We start from the raw sequence: 22,952 nt of genomic DNA on the forward strand, positions 1-22,952 counted from the left end.
TCAACTTGGTTTAATTCCAATTAGAAAAAGATGCCCGGCTCAAGGCATCTTTTTCGAAACAAGCGCTTTGTCCCCACATCCCAGCACAACAAAAAAGATGCGTCCATCCTGGATGCATCTTTTTTGTTTCTTATTTTACTGTTCCACTAATTTTTCTACACGCTTTACAACATTTTCTACAGTAAAACCATACGCTTCTATAATTCGTTCTCCATCTCCTGAGGCACCAAATGTATCGATGGCTAGAATATCCCCCTCATCACCTGCATAACGATCCCAGCCAAGCGGAGAAGCCATTTCAATAGCTAGACGCTCTTTAACATCAGGAAGCAGCACGCTGTCCTTATAAGCCTTGTCTTGCGCCTCAAAACGATCCCAGGATGGCATGCTGACGACACGGACATCAATCCCCTTCTCTTTCAAAGAAGACTGTGCCTGCACCGCTAATTGCACTTCAGAGCCTGTTGCGAGAATTAAAGCATCCGGTGTTTCCTTTTCCGCTTCACTTACAACATAAGCTCCCCTTCTTACACCGTCATATGCTTTTTCTTTCGTACCTTCTAACGTAGGAAGGTTCTGACGGGTAAGCACGAGCGCAGTCGGCTCATCCTTTGATTCCACCGCCAGACGCCAAGCTGCCTGCGTTTCATTCGCATCAGCCGGACGAATCACCGATAAGCCTGGCATTGCTCGGAACGACGCTAATTGCTCAACAGGCTCATGCGTCGGGCCATCCTCCCCTACAGCAATTGAATCATGTGTCCAAACATACGTCACAGGTGTTTTCATTAGTGCTGCTAAACGAACAGCTGGACGTAAATAATCACTGAAGACAAAGAATGTACCGCCAAATACCTTCAAGCCTCCATGCAACGCCATCCCATTTAGCGCTGCTGCCATCGCAAATTCACGTACTCCAAACCAAATGTTTCTTCCAGCATAATTTGCTTTTGTGAAATCACCTGCTCCATCAATCATCGTTTTATTCGAGCTTGCAAGGTCTGCACTACCGCCAATAAAATTCGGTACAGCTTGAGCAATCGCATTCAACACTTCTCCTGAGGAAGCACGTGTTGCTAGCGTTGAGCCGACTTCATAGGTTGGCAAGTTTTTATCCCATTCAACTGGCAGCTCATCATTAATTGCTAGCTGTAACTGTCTGCCTTCTTCTGGATAAACCGCTTTATACTTTTCAATTAACGCTTCCCATTCTTTCTCAGCCTGCGTACCTTTACGCACGATCTTTTCGTTAAAGTCTTCATATACATCCTCCGGGACGAAAAACGCTTCTTGCTCCCAGTTATAATTTTCCTTTACGAGCTTCACTTCTTCCTCACCGAGTGGTGCACCGTGGGAATCAGAAGAACCTCCTTTATTCGGTGAACCGTAACCGATTACGGTTTTCACTTCAATTAATGTCGGCTGCTCTTGATTTTTCTTCGCCTCTGTCAACGCTTTACGCAGTTCACCTATATCATTACCATCCTCGACACGAAGAACTTGCCAGCCATAGGAACGGAACCGCCCCTCAACATTTTCAGAGAATGACCTGTCCAAATCTCCATCCAAAGAAATATCATTGGAATCATAAAGAACGACTAATTTTCCTAAACCGAGATGTCCGGCAAGGGAGGCTGCTTCATGTGAAATCCCTTCCATTAAATCGCCATCTCCAACAAGTGCAAATGTATGATGGTCAACAACAGAGAATTCCTCTTTATTATACGTAGCTGCTAAATGCGCTTCAGCCATTGCCATCCCTACTGCAGAGGCAATTCCTTGCCCAAGTGGACCAGTCGTCATTTCAACCCCATCTGTGTCCCGTACCTCCGGGTGACCCGGTGTATTCGATCCCCACTGGCGGAAATTCTTCAAATCACCCATCGTCACCTGATAGCCAGATAAATGTAGTAAACTATACAGAAGCATTGACCCGTGTCCTGCCGAAAGTACAAATCTGTCCCGATTAAACCATTTAGAATGCTTCGGATTATGCGTCATAAAATCCGTCCAAAGGGTATAAGCCATCGGCGCCGCTCCCATCGGAAGCCCAGGATGTCCAGAATTCGCTTTTTCAATGGCATCAATAGCGAGTGTGCGTACCGTATTGATTGATAATTGTTCTACAGAAACAGTTGAAGTAGTCATGTGTCATCATCCCTTTCAAATATAGCTCGTAAGCTTATTTTGGAACAGTTTCCCAATCAGCTAAAAACTGCTCAATTCCATTATCCGTTAATGGATGCTTCCATAATTTCGGTAATAGGGATCCTGGAATCGTCGCAATATCTGCTCCGGCAATTGCCGCTTTTTCCAGATGATTAATCGTCCGGATACTTGCTGTGATGATTTTCGTTTCAAAACCATAATTATGAAGCGTTGTTTTCAAGTTCTGAATCAATTTCATTCCATCTTCCCCGATGTCATCAACTCTTCCTACAAATGGGCTGACATACGTTGCACCTGCTTTTGCCGCCATTAATCCTTGGGATACGGAAAAGATCAGCGTAACATTCGTTTTGATTCCTTCTTTAGAAAGGATATTCACGGCTTCTAATCCAGCTTCCGTCATTGGAATTTTTACAACGACATTCGATGCCCATGTTGCGATATCACGCGCTTCTCCAACCATTTCTTCCACGGTAAGTCCGATTACTTCCGCACTGACCGGGCCATCCACAAGTGCACAAATCTCTTTAATTGTTTCTTTAAAATCTCTATTTTCTTTTGCTATAATGGAAGGGTTTGTTGTAACACCGTCCACTAATCCCAATCGATTAATTCGTTTGATTTCTTCAACATTTGCTGTATCTAAATAGAAATCCATCTAAAAAACCTCCTAAGATTTTATTGTGCTAAACGAGCGCTTTCACTGGGTAAACACTTTTCACATATCTCACCTGTTTTTCCCTGCCATTTACGAGAATAGAAGAAGTGTGGTAGTTGCCATCGATTGTTTCAATTCCATCAATGATAATATTATCTGTGATTCCGGTAGCCGCGAGCAGACAATCATCGGTGCGCACTAAATCATCCTGCGTTAAAACGCTTTCGAAATTATTGATACCCATTTCTACGCATCTAGCAATCTCTTCTTCATTACGCGGTAAGAGTTTTGCTTGCATTTCTCCACCCATACAACGCATCGCAACCGCTCCTAAGACTCCTTCAGGTGCACCGCCAATTCCAAGGAACATGTCTACACCTAAACTTTCAATACAAGTGGCAATCGCATAAATGACGTCCCCATCATGGAATAAACGTACTTTCGCACCTGTTTCTCGAATTCGTTCAATATATTCTTCATGTCTCGGCCGGTCTTGGATAAGAATATTTAAATCTGTTACTTCTTTTCCTAGCGCCTTTGCGACATTTTTAATATTCTCTTCAATTGGTGCGTCTAAATCGATATGCCCTTTCGCCTTTGGTCCAACTGCCATCTTCTTCATATACATGTCAGGAGCGTGAAGCAATGCCCCTTTTTCAGCAGCCGCGATTACAGTGATCGCATTTCCTTGTCCATTTACAGTTGGTGTTGTTCCTTCAATTGGATCTACTGCAATATCGACTTCGTGACTGCCACCTTTTCCTAACTCTTCACCGATATAAAGCATCGGAGCTTCGTCGATTTCGCCTTCACCAATTACAATCTTGCTGTGCATTTTCATTTTATTCAAGGTTTCTCGCATCGCATTTGTTGCAGCGCCGTCAGCTGCAATTTTGTCGCCACTGCCTACCCACGGCAAAGCAGCGACTGCAGCTGATTCGGTCACTTTTAAAAAGTCCAATAATAATGATTGCATGCTTATTCTCCTCGATTCGCATGTTTAGTTAACTGCACAATTACTTCCTGCTGCTGCTTCCTTAAAGTTTTCCCCTACGAATGCTGCTTCTTTTTCGATAATCTTATCTACCTTTTGTTTGGAACCTTCCGCCCACGCTACATTCAAGTAAGCTTCAACAACTTTCTTCGCAACTTCCGGTCCAATAATTTGTGATCCCATTGTAAGGATTTGCGCGTTATTACTTAACTGTGCTCGTTCTGCAGAATAAACATCATGCGCGAGTCCTGCACGGATTCCTGGATATTTATTTGCTGCAATACATACTCCAATACCAGTTCCGCAAATTAAAATACCTCTCTCGGCCTTTTCTTCACTGATTGCTTCCGCCACTTGGAAAGCCACGTCCGGGTAGTCTACTGCATCTTCTGAGTAACATCCAAAGTCGATTACCTCGTGTTCTGTATCTGCTAGAAATTCTTTAATTGTTTCTTTTAATTGAAATGCGTTGTGATCACTGCCGATTGCGATTTTCATTTTTACATTCCTCCATACTCATGTACTTCTTATTATTTACTTTCATTTTAATATAAAAATTATTGTTTTTCAAGTTATTTGCTTTTATTATTTACTCTTTACTTTCGTTTGCTTTCATTTTTGGTAATTTTTGATAAAAAAGAACCAGAAATAATATCTCTGGTTCTATTTTTTATTTTATGTTAATTAGTTATTAAATAGCTTGTTCTGTTTTAGCTTGAACAAAGTTTAAAAAAGTAGCTAAAGTCATATAGGCAGAAGTTGCACCTGGATCTTGGGCACCAACTGAGCGATCCCCTAGACGACTGGAACGACCTCTTTTAGAAACGAGTTCTTTCGTTGATTCCATACCAACTTTAGCAGCTGCGACAGCATCAGTAAATGCAGACAGAAATTCTCCAGATTCTGTAAATTTCGTTTCCAATTCATTCGCAAATGGATCAAGCGTATCTACCATTGTTTTATCTCCCACTTCAGCTTGACCGCGCTCTTTAATTCCTCTTGCAAAAGCAATCCAGAATTCCGCTAAATCCTTATCTTCAAGAACTGTTTTTCCTTTAACTGCTTTAGCGCCTCTCATGAATCCTGTTGCATATAGTGGACCTACAGAAGAACCTACAGCACTTAAGAATGTTTTTCCTACCGTAATACTTACTTTCGCACAATCTTCTTCGTCTACAAGCTCATTATCAAGTTTCTCATTTACAGCTTGCCAACCGATAGACATCGTCACACCGTGATCCCCATCACCGATTTTACGGTCAAGTTCACAAAGATAGTCCTTTTGTTCTTCTACCATACTAACAATCTCTTTATAATAAGCTTTTAATTCTTTAGCTGTTAATTGCATTTTGAAAACTCCTTCACCTTATTTTTGAACAAACATTGGGCAATTTACTGGATGATCAATTGTTTTAATCAATTCATCATCTAATTTCATTAATGTAACAGACGCTCCACCCATTTCAAGGGATGTAATATAATCTCCAACATAAGAACGGTAAATCTCAATACCTAATTCACTTAGCATTTGTTCTACCTTCCGAAACATTGTATATAGTTCCATTCTAGCTGTGGACCCAAGTCCATTGACAAGAACCGCAACTTTATCACCACTCTTAATTTCAATATCTGCTAAAATGTCATTAACTAAGCGTTCTGTAACCTCATCAGCCGATTGAAGTGGTCCTTTTTCAATTCCCGGCTCTCCATGGTGTCCTAACCCAATTTCCATTTCGTCATCACCAATTTCAAAGCTAGGTTCACCAGTTTGCGGTAACGAACACGGAGTAAGGCCTACACCCATAGAGCGGGTATTTTCATTTGCTTTCTTAGCAACCCGGACAACGTCTTCCAAGTTATAACCGAAGTCAGCAGCTGCTCCAGTCGCTTTAAAAATGAAGAATTCACCAGCAATTCCACGACGTTTCTCTTTTTCTTCTTTAGGAGCTGAGGCTACATCATCTGTCGCTAAAGCCATACCAACTTCAATGTCCTCTTCTAAGTCTGCCATTTCCGCAGCCATGCCGAAGTTCATCACGTCACCAGCATAGTTTCCATATAGATAGACAACTCCGGCTCCTTTATCAATTGCTTTCGTTACTTCCAAGATTGGATCCGGCGAAGGTGAAGCAAAAATGTTACCAACCGCTACACCATCAGCCATTCCTTCTCCAACATAACCTAAGAATCCAGGCTCATGTCCAGAACCGCCACCGATTAAAACCCCAACTTTTCCTTCTCGTGTTTCCTTCGCGGTTACTAATGCTCTATCATTTTCTGGTAACTGTTTGATCAAGTCGGGATGCGCCTTGACATATCCTTCTATCATTTCTTCAACCACATATCTAGAATCATTCATTAATTTTTTCACCTTGATGCACTCCTTGCTCATTATTTATTTACTCAATCAACTAACTACTCATTATATCAGAGAATAAAGCGTTTTCCGTTAAAAATACCAAACCTTCAATAGGTATTCATTTGTTTATTACTTTAATGAATTTCATAATACGTATTTATTGCATCACCATCACCATATATAGTTGAGTTGGTTCGTTCCCAACTACATATGGTGATGGGAAAGCCGACTTTGGTAATTATCAAATTCATTCACTTTATATTTTTAAGTTTCCCCCCCACTGTTGTGGGGGTAATTCAATTATATTGTCGAATGTACTCCCGCTTTTACTTTTTCTTCTTTCCCTTCTTCGTTTGGAAGTTTCAAGAATCTTGTTAAAACAGCGGCGATGAAGTATAGACCAGCTAAAATCCATACTAATCCTTGAGGGCCAACCATATCAAAGAATAATGCTACAAGTGCAGGACCAACGAATACACATAGACCTGCTCCAAGGTTTAGAATCGACATCGCGGCACCTTTGTCTCCGTCACCAACTAATGATGGTGTTAATGCAGATAGTGGCACGAAACCAGCGATACATGCACCCCATAGCATTCCAACAATCGCTACAAGCGTTACGTTACCGGCAAATATTTGTGGTGTATAGAATAACATGAGAGTGAAGACCCCACAACCAACGGCACCGAACCATGTGACTGTATTTCTCCAACCTAACTTGTCACCCAGATAACCAAAGATTAAGTTGAATACGATATTTGAAATAAAGATAGTACCCCAAATATTTAACCAAACCGTCGTCGCGATTCCATGATCTGCTAAATATAACGGCAAGAATAATGGAAATGCGTATTGTGATGATTGGTTGATGACACGAACTACACCTGCAATCGCAACTTTTGGCTCTCTTTTTAAGATTGTAATTCCGTTTAGCAGCTCTTTAACCTTAGATGCTGCTCCACTCACTTCTTCTTTTTCCGGCATTTCAAATTTATCCCGATTAACTACAGTTGCAAAGAATGCTCCAATTAACACCCAAATAATCGCACTCCATAATGTGGTGATATGGCCAAATACTTGAATTGACCAACTAGAGTAGAATGCACCGAGTACACTTAATCCTCCTGTAAATACAAACCAGAACCAGCCTACTGCTCGCCCTAATTGATGCGGTGGTGTCCTGTACGTAATCCAGACCAGGAATGCATAAGCAAATAATGGATAGCCAAATCCTCTCATCGCATAAGTTGGAATCATTAATCCATAATTTAATGTAGTAATAGCAAGCCCAACAAACAACACATGTCCAATAATATAAGAAGCTACCCCTAACATCATCGTTTTCCTTGGTCCAATCGCCTCAACCAGTACACCTGAAAACCAAGCACCTATTGCAATCGTTATACCGTAAGCCGTTGTAAGTGTTGCCGTTTGCTGGACGGTAAGCCCTTGTTCTACAAGATACGGACTGAGCCATGCCAGTTCTAACCCATCTCCCATCATGAAGATAAGTACACCGAAATAACCCCATGCTAAGTGCGCCGGCATTCCCATTCTATCTAGCAAAGTTCCTTTTTGCCCTAAATCCGTCATCTTTGTACGCCATCCCTTCTCCCTTGAATTTTAAGGTTTTAAAATAATTTTTAATGATTTATCGCCTTTTGCCATTAGTTCAAAGCCTTCTTCAAAGTTTTCTAAGCTCAACTCATGTGTAACTACACCTTCAGTTGGGAAGTCACCGTTCGCAATACCTTCAATAACAAGCGGATAGCAATAAGGACCTAAGTGTGAACCTAAAACATCAAGCTCTTTACGGTCTCCAATAATACTCCAGTCCACCGTTACCGGCTCTGCAAATACACTAAACTCTACAAAGCGCCCGAGTTTTCTAATTGCGTGAAGTCCTTGCTCTACGGATGATGGATGACCGGTTGCTTCAATATAAACGTCACAGCCATACCCTTCCGTCATATCTTGAATTTCTTTAACAACATCAACCTCGCCTGGATTTAGTACAACATCTGCACCGAATTTCTTCGCTAATTCTAGACGGTCCTCTTTCATATCCAATACAACAAGTTTGCTAGGACCTGACTTTTTAAGTGCACCAATCATTCCCAGACCAAGTGTACCTGCACCAGACAACACAACAACATCCCCGAGTTGCACTTGTGCACGTTGTACAGCATGAAGACTACATGCATACGGTTCAATCAGAATAGCTTTTTCTAAAGGAAGATCTTCAGGAACTTTATAGTTAATCGCTTCCTTTGTAAATTTCATGTACTCCGCCATACCACCGTTCACATTGTTTTGGAAGCCATAAAGATCATGTTTCTGGCACATCCAATATTCTCCTCTATTACAGAAGCGGCAGTCCCAGCAAGGAACAATCTGTTCGGAGATTACTCGGTCACCAATTTCAAAATCAGTTACTGCATCACCTTTCGCTACAATTCTTCCTATAAATTCATGTCCCGGTACCATCGGCGCTTTAATATAAGCCGGCTGGGTTTCGTCCCCCCAAAAGCTCGGTGCACCTTCAAACGCTTTCACGTCACCTGCACAAATTCCACAAGCTTCTAACTTAACAATAATTTCTTCATCATTTTCTAAAGTCGGAGTTTCTATTTCTTCATATCGATAATCTTTTGGAGCATATGCCACGACAGCCTTCATCGTCTCTGGTACTTCTTGGTTTTGTACCTTGCTATTCTCTACTGTATTTGTCATTTTCCATTCTCCTTTGATAGATTAATATTTTTATAAAAAAGCGATTCAATCAATGAAAAATAAAAGGTAACTTTCATTCATTTAATTGGAATCGGTTACATCTCACTTTATATATTATCATTGATTTTCGTTTTGTCAATATTATTATTGAAGATTTTCGTAGTCTTTCGTTATATAAAACTAAAGCTCATTCCCGACAACAAAAGAAAGTTCGTTTCCACGTTGATTATTTCCACTTTTTCGTCTAACATAAGAGATAATATAAAGTATAAGGATGTTATAGAGATGAAAATGTTCGCAAGTGAAAGAAGAGATAAAATTTTGCAGCTCTTGCAGGATAAGGGAAGGGTAACCGTCAAAGAGCTTGCATCGAATTTAGATGTATCGGAAGCTACATTGAGAACAGATTTAACCAAAATGGAATTAGGCGGGTTTCTTCAAAGAACTCACGGTGGGGCAATTTTAAACGATAGCCCTGATAACGATCGAAGCTTCTCTGTTCGTGAAAAGAAAAACATTCAAGAAAAAATGAAAATAGCTGATAAGGCTTTTGATTTAATTGAGGATCAACAATGTATATTACTTGATGCCAGTTCGACTGCATTGGCGTTAGCTCGTAAAATAAATGAAAGTTCCATGCGTTTAACTGTTGTAACAAGTGGGATACAATCTGCTCTTGAACTAAAAGATAATCCTGCCATTACAGTTATTCTCGTTGGCGGTGTTGTTACAAATGGTTCAACTTCTATTGAAGGCAAGCTCGGTGTTAGTATCCTGGATCATGTAAATATTGATATCATGTTTACTTCTGCAAGTGGATATACCGTTGAAAATGGGCTAACCGACTTCAACTTATATGAAGTGGAATTAAAAAGGGAAATGGTAAAGCGTTCCAAAAAGATAGTTGCTATTATCGACTACTCTAAGATAGGAAAAACGTCAAGTTCTGTATTTGCTACTACAGATGAAATTGATGTACTAATATCTGAAAAGCAGATTAGCACGAGTATTGCGAAGAACCTACAAGATAACAACATTACAGTTATGTAATTGTTGTTCATTTTTCTTATCTTTTAGTAATCGCTTACTTAATGAAAAAAAAAATGAGGAATGAGGGATTAGAATGGGTTTTCAGGGATTTGATAAGAATTTTAATATTACAGATAAAGTTGCTGTAATAACAGGCGGGGCTAGCGGCATCGGTAAAGCTATCGCAGAATTATATGTGGAAAAAGGTGCTAAAGTAGCCATTCTTGACTTGAAAGAAGGAGTAAATGAGGCAGCCAAGGAAATATGTGATCAGGATGCAATCGGTGTAACATGTGATATTACGAATGATGAAAGTATGGATCAAGCGGTTTCGAAAGTAAGAGAGATATTTGGTAAGATTGATATTCTCGTAAACTGTGCTGGCGTGGCACTACTAGACGATGCGGAAAATATTTCTGATAGTTTCTGGCAAAAAACGATTGACTTGAATTTAACAGGGTCATTCAAGATGTGTCAGAAAGTCGGTAATGTCATGATCGATCAAGGTAATGGTGGGAAGATAGTCAACTTAGCTTCCCAGGCAGCAATTATTGCTCTCGATAATCATGTTGCTTACGGGGCAAGTAAAGCGGGAATTGTAGGAATGACGAAGGTACTTGCTTTGGAATGGGCACAATTCGGCATTAATGTGAACGCAATCTCCCCTACTGTGATTTTAACTGAACTTGGTCAAAAAGCATGGGCTGGCGAAAAAGGAGAAAAGGCGAAAAAAGAAATACCACTTGGACGATTCGGTTACCCGGAAGAAGTCGCAGCAATCGCTCTATTCCTTGCAAGTGATGCAACAAACCTAATAACAGGTGAAAACATAGTTATTGACGGTGGGAATACAATCAAATAAAAAGGAGCTTTGAGGGTCAGAGTGTCAGAGTCCACAATCCCGTTTTTTCAATGGACAGATGCTCTGATCTTCAAGTCTCAACACTATCATAGCTTTCAATAATATCACCAAAGTTCTAATTTCCTCTTTCCTAAAGCAAATTATTATTCATCCCCCCACTTATGAAAGCCCTTGCATTCACACCTGTTTTTTTATATAATAAAACTAAGTGATATTCTTCACAAACAGTAAATACACAAAAAGGAGGACATAATATGAACAATCCTAATTCTAAAATTGCTTGTCTGTACCAAACACAAGGCACAATTACACAGGAAAATATTCGCTCGAAGTTTTTGGACTACCAAATAGCAGACATAAACATTCATCCTGATATCCTATTACCTACAACAGGTTACCATCCAATTTCGATAAAAATTTCAGGTGTTTGGTATGAAGCAGTTGCTTCCATTGTAACAACACCGGCAGAGGGAAACGGTAAAAAAGTGAAAGTATATATTCGTCATTTTGAGGAGCAACTTCAAGCTTGTAATGTCTTACTTTCCTGGAATCATTATGTTACTCCTTCAACAAAGCAAAAACGACAAAGTGAATCGTTGCCCACAGCTATGTGTTAAATATCTTGAACCTGTCCACCGTAACATTCTAGTACTTCGCTCCGTTTCCCTACTTCCTAGGCAAACAAGTGATAGTTTGCCTATATACACGTTACTTCACATTTTACGTATACTTAGCCAATACTTCGGCTGCCTGGCACATGAAAGAATGATATAATTGCCGCTTCATAGTAACCACGGTTCCTAAATCTCGAACCTAATTTCTATCACTTCACTTTTTCTCATTTCCAAAATGCAAAAAATGAGGACCGAAAGATCCTCATTTTTTTAATGCTAGTGTTGCTTAATATCCAAACCCATCCGCATTTTTATGAAACTATTCATTTCTAGACCGTCCATTCAATGTTTCATCATCTTTCAATTTCCACAGTTTACCCGGCCAAAACGAAAATCTGCCAAGAACAGAAGTAATCGCTGGTACAAGCAGTGGTCTGACAATAAACGTATCAAGTAAAATTCCAATCGCTGTAATCGTACCGAAGTGCACGAGAACATCAAACGGCATCGTTGCGAGTACCGCAAAGGTTCCGGCAAGAATTAGTCCTGCTGAACTAATGACACCGCCTGTAACTGCAACACTTCTAGATATCGCATTTTTTAATGGCATCGTTTTTCTATAATCCCATAAGCTTGATACGAGGAAAATATTATAGTCGATTCCTAAAGCAACAAGGAACACAAACGAATATAGTGGAATAAGCCCCTGGATTGCGGACACATCAAAGATATAATGCAACACAATCCAACCAAGTCCAAGTGCGGATGCATATGAGATAATGACCGTAAATAATAAATAGGCCATTGCAACGAACGAACGCAAGAAAATTACAAGCATGACAGCAAGAATTAACAGCAGCACTGGCATAATGACCGACTGATCCCGGCTCGTCGCCTGATCGGTATCATAAAGAGTTGCCGTCTCCCCGCCGAGCCAAACTTGGTCATCGTCACCACTTAGTTCACCTGTAGCAATTTCTTTAATTTCAGGTATGCTCTCCACGGCTTCCGCTGAATATGGATCGATAGAAAGCGTAATTTTCCACTTCTTAATTTCACTGTTTTCAGCACCCTCTACCATGTCAGAAACAACTTCCACATACGGATGGTCCTCTAATTCTTCTTTTAAGTATCCAATCTCTTCCCCATCCGCATCGACAATTACTTCAATTGGTGCAATCTCACCTGGTGGATAATGGTCGGAGATAATTGTGAAACCTTCTTTTGACGGCATATCATCTGGGAAGGAATCAAGCAAAGCATATGTGTATTGAATTTTTGGCACAAATGCAGCTAATCCACCAAGAACGACGAGTGTGATGAGAATGACCGTCCACGGGCGATTGGTAACAACTTCGCCAATTTTTTTACCGAATCGATTCGTTTCTCTCGGCCGTCTTAATTTCTTCCCTTTTTTCTCTTCTAACTCCTGAATCATTTCTTCCGGCCGTGGTACGAATGGAATAAAGGCAAAGCGCCCAATCAATGCCAAGATTGCTGGCAGGACACTAAGCGCCGCAATCCCCATTAGGAAAATGGATAAACTAAACGGAATCGCGAACCGGTGATAAGAAGCATAAACTCCCAGTGCAAGCGATAATAGACCAATCACAGTCGATGACGAACTCATCATAATCGCTCCGCCGACACCGCTCATCGCATTTTTTAATGCTGTATATTTATCTCTTTCATAGCGTAATTCATCACGGTAGCGTGAAATCAGGAATAAACAATAATCCGTCCCCGCTCCAAATAAAAGAACCGTCATAATGGAAATCGCTTGGGCATCGACTTCAATCCAGCCCTTACTCGCTAAAAATCCGAGCAATGGACTGATAACACCATAAGCAATCCCTACCGCCACAAGCGGGACGAGTGCAAGAATCGGTGAACGATATAAAATAATAAGAAGAGCAAATACAATAATTACCGTCCCGAGCAGTAGCGTGAAGTCTGCATTACTGAATAAGGAAACTGTGTCGGTTTGAATTCCTACAGGACCAGAAAAACGTACGTGAAGACCTGATTCATCCAGCTCTTTTTGTGTGATTCTCTCACTCGCGGAATCTTCAATCAGAAGGCGTAAATCTTCTAATATCGTCTTATATTCGTCTGTCGTCGTCCCTTTCTCGAAAAAGACCGGCGTAGTTAGTGCCTCTCCGTCTTCCGAAGCACTTCCAAGTAATGCTTCAACAGGAACCTCCGAAAATGGCGGAATCATTTTCTGTTTTGCTAACGGTTCAGCGTCCAATTCCTTATAAAGACCCTGAATCATTTTCATATCTTCCATTTCAAGGCCACCATCACGGTACCAAACAAGCAATAATGGTGTACCCGAGTCATCAGCAAATTCTTGTTCCACGATTTCCATTGCTTGAACGGACATCATATCATCGGGCAGCAGCTGCTGATCTGTCGTTTCCTCATCATTTACTTGCGGCCAAATCAATGAAAATACACCAATAAGTAAAATCCAAATAAATAAAGTGAGCCAACGCGTCTTTGAACCAGCAACGAGGCCACTCCAGCTTTTAAGGAAATTCTTCACGATTTCAAATCCCTTCACTCAAAAAGTAAAATCCTTTTTAATTATATATACTGAATAGTTAATTAATCAAGTTGTAGCTATTATGTTATACTATTATCACGAAAATAAGCTGGAGTTGGATGAATAATGGAAAAGAAACAACACCGTTCAATAGGACGGCCGCGTAAAGAACAAGGTGCGGCCTCAACAAAAGATATCATTTTACATACGGCAACAACGTTATTTTTGGAAAATGGATTTCCTTCCGTTTCCATGGACGATGTAGCGGAAAGCTGTCACGTGACGAAAGCGACCGTCTACTATTATTTTAAAACAAAAACAGACTTGTTCACCGCTGCGATGGTGCAATTAATGAACGTTATCAAAGAGAAATCGACCACTATTTTAGCGACGGATGAACCGTTTAAAACGAAATTATTTCATTTTGCGAAAGGTCATCTGCAAGCAACAGTGGATATCGATATTAATGTATTCATGAGAGAAGCAAAGCTTGCCTTATCAAAGGAGCAGCTTGAGCAGATGGAAAAGGCCGAAAAAGCACTATATAAAGAACTTGAAACAGCCCTTTCACATGCCATGGAGCAAGGAGAAATCCCTGAAACGAATACACGGCTCGCAACTTTGATCTTTGTCAATTTATTAACCGTAAGAAATTCAATGGATGAGGATTTTAAACGTTCTTTTTCTTCCGTAGATGATTTAGCAAAGGAAATTGTAGATTTTTACTGGAGTGGGATTTCTGGTGGCGCATAAGCGTTCAGGATGATTTTCCGACCGGATGAAACTTATAATAGAGCTCAAGGGCACAAACACTTGAGCTCTATTACTTGCATTTTTAAAATTACTTACGCAAAATTTGTATCGTCGTCTGATCTGTCGTCTTCTCTGGATCATCTTCTCGCGGCACTTCTTCTTCATAATAATAAGCAATTGTGTTGCCATCTCCGCTCACACGGACGCCTTTCAGATCAAATTCCTCATCAAGTTCAATCGTATAGTACAGCGATGTTTCACCGGTTTCGATATCATAAACCTGCAATTCATTTTCCGCCACTAACAGAATTCTACCATCTGTAATGGAAATAGCGTTGTCTGCATTACCAATCTCTGTTTGTTCAAGAGTATCCCGATCTGTGATGTAGAATCTATTATTCACTTCCGATTCATCACCGATATACTTTTGTGTAATAACATACTGACTATCCACGGTAGGTGTAATCACGTATTCCATGTCTTCCTCAAGGGACACTGCATCGACTTCTTCTGTTTCTGTATTATAATGTACAATACCTTCCGAGTAACCGACATAAATTGACTTCGTATCACGGGTTAAACCAAGATGTCCACTGCGGATATTATCAATCTCGGGGATGAGCGCATACGTGCCTTCTGAAATATTATGCTCCTCTACTTCATCGGTTTCGTAATTCCATAGATGGAAAATAATTTCGCCGTCTGTATAATTTTTCTGAGAAAGTATCGTTTTTTGTTCGTCACTTACCCGTTGAGGACTGACCCCGATAAATTCCTCGATTTCCTCCGGTTTTAAATACTCCTCTGATTCACCAGTTAGCGGATTATATACGTAAACCGTTTGCGGACTGCCTGCTTGATCGTGGTCGACTACACTACCATATATGTTCCCTTCTGCATTTACATACGAATGCTGGTTAAATTTCTCCATATCCAGCTCCTCGACCTCACCGTCAGCCCAGACTTTCATCCGGTTCGCGTCCCCAATCATCCCAGAGTCAATTTCTGCCCATTGAACTACCTCACCGTCATCGCTTAAGTGAAGCAGACCTGCAAGAAGATCTCCATCGACAATGATGGAATCAACTTCTGAAAACTCCCCTGAATTAGATGCGCTTTCGTCCGTCGAATCATTTGTTTCAGATGTATTTTCTTCTGATTCGTTCGTAGCCGTGTCATCTTTTTCTGTACCTGCTTCTGAATCATCTGCGCTGCAGGCGACAGTGATTAATAGAAACATGGAAGCTGCGAATAATAGTAATAATTTTTTCATGAATGCTTTCCTCCCTGATATACAATTTTCTAGTAAAGAAGATGTTGTGTGTTTTATTACGGATAGATTTTAGAAAAGTTTCTATAGAACAGGGATTTTGTGGAAATTGATTATTTACAATCAGACCTTATTTCACTCCATAAACGGAACGATGGGTACAAATTCTTATGGAATCTTAATCTCTCTACAAATCAGCTCGGCACAATATCTCCATACTCCCTTCGCAATTTACTTAGCTTCTGCAAGTTCTCCATCGATTTTTCCTCCAATCGCTGGCCTACAAGCATAACGAGCATTTCGACAACAGTTGTAGCGGCTACCATCGAATGAAATTCCCATGTATCACCCCGATAAGCATAAAGTACGTAATCAGCGAGACGATTCATTTCGCCTACCAGCTGGTCTGTAAACAGAATCGTTTTAATACCGAGTCGGTTTGCATAATCGAGAATTGCTTTCGATTCCGGCAGTAATTTTACATACTGGAAAATAATGATGACATCCTTCTCGTCAAAGTGAATCATCGACTCAAAAATATCTGCTCCACTCCTTGCTGTTCGCTCAACAAGGATGCCAAATCGCTTCAACCGATAGGAGAGCAGCGTACCAAGACCCTCAGAAGATGACGGCGCATGAATGATTACGCGTTTTGCATGAATCACCTCTGTTACGGCCTGCAACAGATCTTTCCGATTCAGATGGGTATGTGTTTGAAAAAGATATTCATAGTTTTGTTCAATCATGCGGTCAAGTGTATCGCCCCCACCGATATCAAGAATCGAATTTCGTAGCTTATTCTCTGGTGTCGTTTCAATCCGCTTTTTCACATATTCCTTAAACTGTTTAAAGTTTTCAAAGCCAGCTAATGGGAAAAAGCGTGATATTGTAGCCGTGCTCACGCCAGCTTCTTCAGCAAGTTCATCAATCGACAGATACGCAACTTTTATCCCTCTTTTTTCAATGACTTCCATTACTTGCTGCTGTTTCGTTGACAACTGTGTTTTATCAACGTTTAAAAATAAAGCCATATCCGTCACCAGCCTTTCTCCATTTCCTTCTATTATAATGCGATTCATCGATGGACTGTGTAAATTTATTTTCATATTGGAAATAACCTTACTTTATTTCACCTCCTTTTAACCAAGTCATCATACTCATTTAATGATGGAACGTTATGATGAAGATAGTAAAAATTTAAAGGAGGAAACAATCGTGTCAAACAAATTACCGAATAGGGATGCGTATACGCAATCGCAGAAAATGATGATTTTCATCCTAGCAATGTCACTATATGGGCTTGCAAGTTTATTTACAGAATTATTGCCAGAGTTCCAATTAGGTCCAATTGATATATCCATCTCGTATCTAGCTTTTATCCCACTCATACTCGTTATTTTATTCCATCCATTATACGCGGCAATTGGGGCATCCGTTGGCGATATAATTTTCGGGAAATTATTGCTTGGGGACTTTAGCGGAATTGGGGAAGTAGAAGGATTTATAGAGTTTTCTTTAGCGATGTATGTTGCAGGTTTACTTGTAAGAGATCCAACGAACAAAAGGCAGATTGGCGCTGCCGCGATTATTGGTGTAGGTATAGACCAAATGCTGAGCTCAATAGTCGATATCGGAAAAGTATGGCTCGGAGTAGAAGAATTAGAAGCTGTTGCTGGTCTGCCTGAAAGTATTCTTGCAATTGAAGCATTTAGCTTTGTGAATGAAATGGTTATCTCTGGAGTATTGTTTGGTTTAATTCCAACACTTTATCTCCTGCCAAAACTTTATGGTAAAATCGAGCCCCTCATGGGCATGAAGCCACGGAATCCAAATATCAAAGCTTCGATGACTGAATATATTTCCGTTCGCTTTCTGATTGTAGCAATCTTCTTAGCTTTTGTCGGACTGGTTGCTGAATACATGGCCGAAATGGATATCAATTTCGCAGTCTGGGAACCTGATTTCTTAGACCAATTCGGGGATGGATTTATATGGCTTCCAATTTCTGCCGCGGCGATTATCGTCATCTTAATTATTACGATTGCTGTAAAAATGGGAAGAAAGAAGGTTGAAAAGGATAAATGGTCAGCTTAAATCAATCAATTATTGAAATTAAAGATGTTCACTATCAATATCCAGGAGCGCCGGATCCAGTATTAAACGGAGCAAGCCTGACTATCAACAAAGGCGACTTTCTCGCCATTATTGGTGGAAATGGCAGTGGAAAGTCAACGATATGTAAAACGATAAACGGTTTAATTCCTCATTATTTTTCTGGTGATTACGAGGGAGAGGTGATTGTAAACGGGTTATCTGTTAAAGAGCAGCCTGTCTCGATTCTTAGTCATCATGTCGGTTATGTTTATCAGGATTTTCAAAATCAATTAATGAAGTTAACCGTTCTAGAAGACGTTGGATTTGCACCACTCAATTTCGGCTATCCCGATTATGAAGACAAAGCGATGTGGGCATTAGAACTGCTCGGCATCGAACACTTGAAGGACAAAACGGTCTGGGAACTTAGCGGCGGGCAACAACATTTAACCGCACTTGCAGGCGCTTTGGCTTTAAATCCTGAAGTGTTAATCATAGATGAACCAGTTGCACAGCTTGACCCCCAACATGCAACCTTAATCTATGATAAATTGAAGTATTTAAATGAGGAGCTTGGAAAAACAATTATTGTCATTGAGCATCATACAGAATTCATTGCGAATTATTGTAAACATGTTGCTCTTATTGAAAAAGGAAAAGTAAAATGGCATACCAATGTGAAGCAGGGGTTGTTAAATATAACCGAGCTTGAAGAAGTGCATATCTACCCGCCTCAAGTAACACAGGCAGCCTTGCAAATCGCTCATTTTGCCGATGCAGACGAATTGCCAATTACAGTAGAGGAAGCGAAGGATTATTTCAATGGCTACTTCTTTCATCCAGGAACGAACAGCCATCAAGCAAATTTACATGCAAGCCATTCAGCCATTTTATCAATAAAAGATGTCCAATACGAAGTTAAAACACTACAAAAGGAAAGACGAACGGTTTTGGATATTGATGCGCTGACTTTCTTTGAGGGGGAAAGAGTTGCAATTGTTGGCAACAATGGTGCTGGTAAAACAACATTAATGAAAAGTCTAGCCGGCATTATTAAGCCACGTATAGGTGAAATCATTGTTGATAACATAGATGTAAAGCGGGCACCTGTTGAAAAGCTTTCGAGTCACATTTCCTACATTTATCAAAATCCTGAGGAAATGTTTATTCAAGATACCATTTACAATGATGTAACCTATTTCGGCAGTGTGCGCAATTTGGAACAGAACGAACGTTATGAACAGATTGCCGATCAATTAGATATGCGTGACCTCTTTCCAAAAGACGGCAGACTGCTCAGTGGTGGACAACAAAGAAGATCGTCTGTAGCAATTGGCTTAGCGATGATGCCAACCGTCATGATGCTCGATGAACCTACTGCAAGCTTAGATGTCGGGAATCGGAAACAACTAATTCGTATTCTCCACTCCATTCGTGACAGAGTAAAGACAGTATTAATTGCCACACACGATATGCAGCTCGTATCCGAATGGGCAACGAGAGTTATCGTAATGGAACATGGCATTGTCGTATTTGACGGGACACCCCGAGCACTCTTTGAACGGGTTGAGATTTGGAAAAGCGCTGGGCTAAAGTTGCCGCAAATTACGGAATTAAGTCTGGGACTAAACATACACCCAGCACTATCGGTAGAAGAATTTGTCGCAAGGGTAAAGGAGGTGCAATTAAATGGAGCTAACGGATAAAATCAAAGATGTTCTTAATGTCCAAACGATTAAACTCGAATTAATCAAAACCGCCTTCGGGAAACCTGATGTATATTTGGCAAATATCGACCCTAGAGTACTAATGTTTTGGTATTTAACAGTCAGCATCTTACCATGGTTTACGTTTAATAATACCATTCTGCTTTTCATTATCGCTTATACAGCTGTCTTAGCTGTCGTTTCCAGGGTAAGCCCGTTAATCCTGACATTACTTGGGATTGGTATTGTCACGGAGCTCTTTACAATTGTCATTGTATCATTGGTTTTTGGCGGAGGAACATTCGAAGCGACTCTACCATTGCTCACATTTTCAATGAAACTTTTCATTATGTCGATTGCAAGTGTCTCGGTCTTTGCCAGCATGAGTCCAGAACGCTTAAGTGATGGGCTGCTCTCTTTAAAAGTACCAGCTCAATTTAGTTTCGCCGTTTCCTATGGTTACAGAATGCTGCCTATTTTATTGGATGAGTATCACCAAATTTTCCAATCCTTTCGTTTACGGGGAAAAACGCCGGAAAATCATGGCTTCCTCAAATGGCGTATTGTTTACTATTACATATTAGTAGTGATTAAATCATTCTACCCATTAATGCTAAATATCGCTAAACGAACAAGACTTACAGTAGAAGCATTAGAAGTACGCGGCTTCTCTTATTCATTGCACAATCCAGAGGCAAAAAGAGTAAAATTATCTTATTTAAAAGTCAGTACTAAAGACTATCTATTCATTCTTACGCAACTTGGAATTTTACTAATCATTTGGTGGTTTGGAAATACATTTCCTTCTTAAAGGATTTCCAGCCGAAAGGAGACATTTCATGCTGATCGATTTTCATACACACGCAAACTTAGCAAAAAAAATAACATCTTCCCTTGAGGATATTACAACGAAAATACAGGAGGCAAAAGCGAGTGGACTTACTGCCCTTGCCATTACGGAGCATTTTAACTCAAAAAACATCATCCAATTATACGAAACACTATATAATGCATTTCCTTATACAGAAAACTATTACCACATCAATGGCTTGAAGGTATTTTGCGGATTGGAAGTTGACGTGAAAGAAACCGGACATTTTCTTGTCATCGGGGATCGAGACGATATATTGACGATTGCCCGCTATTTATTGCCTTATCAGGATCAAGAAAACTTTATTGCAGTTGATGACTTAATTGCATTGCTTGCCAACTTTAATGTGCTTAAAATCGGTGGTCATCCTTTACGCGAATCAACTCCATGGACACAGCATCCTATTACCGTCCTTTCACAATTCGATGCCTTTGATTTAAATGGGAAAGATTTATATACGTACGGCAGTGACATGGAAGAACGCGTCCGTTCATTCGCTATGCAATATCATGTTCCTGTTGTAGGTGGCAGCGATACCCATCACCACATGCAATACGGGGCGATCTATAATGCTTTTCCTGAATGCAGTACAATTGACGAACTTAGAACCGCTATCCAGCAAGGGAATTATGAAGTGAAAATATCTCCTTGTCTGAATGTCAAAGTGAAGGCTGCGACGGAAATAAAGAAAATGATTAAAGAAAGAATTACCGTGTAAAAACCCAGCAGAATAATCCTCCTTCCCTTTGGATGATTATTCTGCTTTCTTAAAAACATCATACGTAGGATTATCTTAATTCCATTATCTGCTCCGCTGGAAGACCTGTGACATTTCGGATAAACTCGATATCCATATCCGCTTCTAAAAGACGTTTAGCAGTATTCAATTTTTCTTCAAATTGCCCTTCTTCTCTTCCTTTTTCTCTCCCCTCTATTCTTCCTTCTCTTTTACCTTCTTTTTTACCTTCTTTTCTACCTTCTTTTCTACCTTCTTCTCTCCCTTCTGCCCTGCCTTCCTTTCTTCCTTCCTCTCTTCCTTCCTCCAACCCTCTCTCTACCGCTTTTTTCTCTGCTTCCCGAAGCCTTAACTCCGCTTCACGCTGAGCAGCCTCTTCATCAAAGATACGTTTTAATCGTGACTCATAAGCAAAATATTCTTCTGGACTCATGCTAAGCTCTTCCCAACTTCCAAAAGCTTTCTTTAATGATTCATCTTTCATTGCTATTTCCTCCAGTTCATGAAAAATATCCTCATAGATTTGTTCATTACGTCGATCAATCATGCCGAGCATTAACAACCAGCGAGCTAAAACATCATTCCACGGGTCTAACTTTCCTTCCTTCCAAGCCTTGATTAGTTTTGGCATCTCGATAAAATGAAACTCCATCACATCTGTTAATTTAAATTTCTCTTCATCTTCAAACAGGTGGTAGGTTGTATGAAATTTCTCGGTGTCGTTAAATAAATTGAAATTTAAGATATTGATGGAGATAACAGTTTGCAGTTCTTTATAACTCATTGACTTGCGCAACGGGCTGCGGTACACCCCCGCCCAATAATAGATCGAACGTTTTACCATATCATACTTGTTCGTAAACTGTATCTCGACATGAATTTGTTCTTTATCTTCTGTTGTAACGAGCAAATCAAGTCTTGACTGTTTATCATCAACAAATTCCCCACCCGCTTCGATGTTTAAAAATGTGATGTCCTTGATTGGATTACGACCTGTTTTTTGTAAAATTGCATTCAAGAATACAATCATGATTTCCTTATTCTTTTCATTTCCAAAAAGCTGTTTGAAGGCAAAATCAACCTTTAAATCCATGAGACGGTCAATTGGGAGTTGTTTTAGTAATGTTGTTTTCGATCGTTTCCTCGCTTGTTTTTCGTAGTTGCTCGATTCTTCCATAATAATCGACGTGGCTGCATACAGGGGAGTATTTTCGTTCTGTAATGTTGTTAAATGCATTTTAACACATCCTTTGAGTTTTTTCTGGGACTGGACGTGATGTTTGTTTGATTATATTATAACGCATTCACATAAACAGAACAAGTGTTTCTGTTTTAAATAAATAAAAAATCCGGCTGCTATAGTCTCAACCATTACGACAGCCGGAATTAACCAATTTGTTCATTTCATCGTGATCAATAAACTACATCCCCTTCATCGCTTCAATCAGTTCTCCCGCTTGCTCCCATAAAAGAATGTGCTCCAGAACATAATCATTCGCTTCCATCCTGAACATTTGCCACTATGTTCGTGTCGTATGATCGAATTGTTTTTTCAC

20 protein-coding genes are annotated in these 22,952 nt (G+C 40.2%); 8 read left to right on the top strand and 12 right to left on the bottom strand.

All coding sequences use genetic code 11. The annotated features are described in order from the left end of the window. Positions 1–135: 135 nt before the first annotated feature. The 8 genes from tkt to L3V42_RS01395 all read right to left on the bottom strand — a co-directional run bounded on the left by tkt (position 136) and on the right by L3V42_RS01395 (position 8,913). Positions 136–2,148 (bottom strand): transketolase, encoded by a 2,013-nt coding sequence (tkt, locus tag L3V42_RS01360; protein ID WP_238471076.1) that lies wholly within the window; start codon positions 2,146–2,148, stop codon positions 136–138. 34 nt (positions 2,149–2,182) lie between these two features. Then, complete coding sequence (fsa, locus tag L3V42_RS01365) at positions 2,183–2,827, bottom strand: fructose-6-phosphate aldolase (RefSeq protein ID WP_238471077.1); 645 nt, start codon at positions 2,825–2,827, stop codon at positions 2,183–2,185. A 28-nt stretch (positions 2,828–2,855) separates the two neighbouring features. Beyond that, positions 2,856–3,803, bottom strand: coding sequence for a class II fructose-bisphosphatase (gene glpX, locus L3V42_RS01370; RefSeq protein WP_238471078.1), 948 nt, complete (start codon positions 3,801–3,803; stop codon positions 2,856–2,858). 24 nt (positions 3,804–3,827) lie between these two features. Continuing rightward, on the bottom strand, positions 3,828–4,319 hold the full coding sequence (gene rpiB / locus L3V42_RS01375) for a ribose 5-phosphate isomerase B (protein WP_238471079.1): 492 nt from the start codon (positions 4,317–4,319) through the stop codon (positions 3,828–3,830). A 193-nt stretch (positions 4,320–4,512) separates the two neighbouring features. Further along, positions 4,513–5,169: a dihydroxyacetone kinase subunit DhaL gene (dhaL, locus tag L3V42_RS01380; protein WP_238471080.1), complete on the bottom strand. Its 657-nt coding sequence runs from the start codon at positions 5,167–5,169 to the stop codon at positions 4,513–4,515. 18 nt (positions 5,170–5,187) lie between these two features. Beyond that, positions 5,188–6,192, bottom strand: a complete 1,005-nt coding sequence (locus L3V42_RS01385) for a dihydroxyacetone kinase subunit DhaK (RefSeq protein ID WP_235763652.1) — start codon at positions 6,190–6,192, stop codon at positions 5,188–5,190. Between the two features lie 288 nt (positions 6,193–6,480). Further along, positions 6,481–7,773 (bottom strand): MFS transporter, encoded by a 1,293-nt coding sequence (locus L3V42_RS01390; protein ID WP_235763651.1) that lies wholly within the window; start codon positions 7,771–7,773, stop codon positions 6,481–6,483. A gap of 30 nt (positions 7,774–7,803) precedes the next feature. Continuing rightward, the gene (locus L3V42_RS01395) at positions 7,804–8,913 is read right to left on the bottom strand and encodes an MDR/zinc-dependent alcohol dehydrogenase-like family protein (RefSeq protein ID WP_235763650.1); all 1,110 of its coding nucleotides are present in this window, start codon (positions 8,911–8,913) and stop codon (positions 7,804–7,806) included. A 285-nt stretch (positions 8,914–9,198) separates the two neighbouring features. Between L3V42_RS01395 and L3V42_RS01400 the strand changes: the two genes are divergently transcribed. The 3 genes from L3V42_RS01400 to L3V42_RS01410 all read left to right on the top strand — a co-directional run bounded on the left by L3V42_RS01400 (position 9,199) and on the right by L3V42_RS01410 (position 11,421). Next, positions 9,199–9,963, top strand: coding sequence for a DeoR/GlpR family DNA-binding transcription regulator (locus tag L3V42_RS01400; protein ID WP_235763649.1), 765 nt, complete (start codon positions 9,199–9,201; stop codon positions 9,961–9,963). Positions 9,964–10,036: 73 nt separating this feature from the next. Next, positions 10,037–10,804 carry an SDR family oxidoreductase gene (locus tag L3V42_RS01405; RefSeq protein ID WP_235763648.1) on the top strand — a complete coding sequence of 256 codons (768 nt, stop codon included), beginning with the start codon at positions 10,037–10,039 and terminating at the stop codon, positions 10,802–10,804. A 254-nt stretch (positions 10,805–11,058) separates the two neighbouring features. Further along, positions 11,059–11,421 (top strand): riboflavin kinase, encoded by a 363-nt coding sequence (locus L3V42_RS01410; RefSeq protein WP_238471081.1) that lies wholly within the window; start codon positions 11,059–11,061, stop codon positions 11,419–11,421. A 316-nt stretch (positions 11,422–11,737) separates the two neighbouring features. Here L3V42_RS01410 and L3V42_RS01415 read toward each other — a convergent pair whose 3' ends face one another. After that, on the bottom strand, positions 11,738–13,969 hold the full coding sequence (locus L3V42_RS01415) for an MMPL family transporter (protein WP_238471440.1): 2,232 nt from the start codon (positions 13,967–13,969) through the stop codon (positions 11,738–11,740). A gap of 123 nt (positions 13,970–14,092) precedes the next feature. Here L3V42_RS01415 and L3V42_RS01420 point away from each other — a divergent pair, with 123 nt between their 5' ends. Further along, positions 14,093–14,719, top strand: a complete 627-nt coding sequence (locus tag L3V42_RS01420; RefSeq protein WP_238471082.1) for a TetR/AcrR family transcriptional regulator — start codon at positions 14,093–14,095, stop codon at positions 14,717–14,719. Between the two features lie 88 nt (positions 14,720–14,807). Here L3V42_RS01420 and L3V42_RS01425 read toward each other — a convergent pair whose 3' ends face one another. Both L3V42_RS01425 and L3V42_RS01430 read right to left on the bottom strand, forming a co-directional pair. Continuing rightward, positions 14,808–15,992, bottom strand: a complete 1,185-nt coding sequence (locus L3V42_RS01425) for a hypothetical protein (protein ID WP_238471083.1) — start codon at positions 15,990–15,992, stop codon at positions 14,808–14,810. 191 nt (positions 15,993–16,183) lie between these two features. Beyond that, entirely contained in the window at positions 16,184–17,095 is a 912-nt protein-coding gene (locus L3V42_RS01430) for a MurR/RpiR family transcriptional regulator (protein WP_238471084.1), read from the bottom strand. Between the two features lie 109 nt (positions 17,096–17,204). Here L3V42_RS01430 and L3V42_RS01435 point away from each other — a divergent pair, with 109 nt between their 5' ends. Genes L3V42_RS01435 through L3V42_RS01450 form a run of 4 tightly spaced genes read left to right on the top strand, consistent with a single transcriptional unit; the run spans position 17,205 to position 21,378 of the window. Further along, complete coding sequence (locus tag L3V42_RS01435) at positions 17,205–18,083, top strand: DUF8171 family membrane protein (RefSeq protein ID WP_238471085.1); 879 nt, start codon at positions 17,205–17,207, stop codon at positions 18,081–18,083. Beyond that, a complete protein-coding gene (locus tag L3V42_RS01440; protein WP_238471086.1) occupies positions 18,071–19,789 on the top strand; it encodes an ABC transporter ATP-binding protein in 1,719 nt (572 codons plus the stop codon). The genes L3V42_RS01435 and L3V42_RS01440 overlap by 13 nt, the downstream gene beginning before the upstream one ends. Further along, on the top strand, positions 19,773–20,600 hold the full coding sequence (locus L3V42_RS01445) for an energy-coupling factor transporter transmembrane component T family protein (protein ID WP_238471087.1): 828 nt from the start codon (positions 19,773–19,775) through the stop codon (positions 20,598–20,600). The genes L3V42_RS01440 and L3V42_RS01445 overlap by 17 nt, the downstream gene beginning before the upstream one ends. A 28-nt stretch (positions 20,601–20,628) precedes the next feature. After that, positions 20,629–21,378 carry a PHP domain-containing protein gene (locus tag L3V42_RS01450; protein WP_238471088.1) on the top strand — a complete coding sequence of 250 codons (750 nt, stop codon included), beginning with the start codon at positions 20,629–20,631 and terminating at the stop codon, positions 21,376–21,378. A 70-nt stretch (positions 21,379–21,448) separates the two neighbouring features. Here the strand turns inward: L3V42_RS01450 and L3V42_RS01455 are convergent, their stop codons facing one another. Then, a complete protein-coding gene (locus L3V42_RS01455; RefSeq protein WP_238471089.1) occupies positions 21,449–22,633 on the bottom strand; it encodes an Rpn family recombination-promoting nuclease/putative transposase in 1,185 nt (394 codons plus the stop codon). Between the last annotated feature and the right edge of the window lie 319 nt (positions 22,634–22,952).

Source organism: Oceanobacillus alkalisoli (genome assembly GCF_022213125.1).
Taxonomy (GTDB): domain Bacteria; phylum Bacillota; class Bacilli; order Bacillales; family Amphibacillaceae; genus Oceanobacillus; species Oceanobacillus alkalisoli.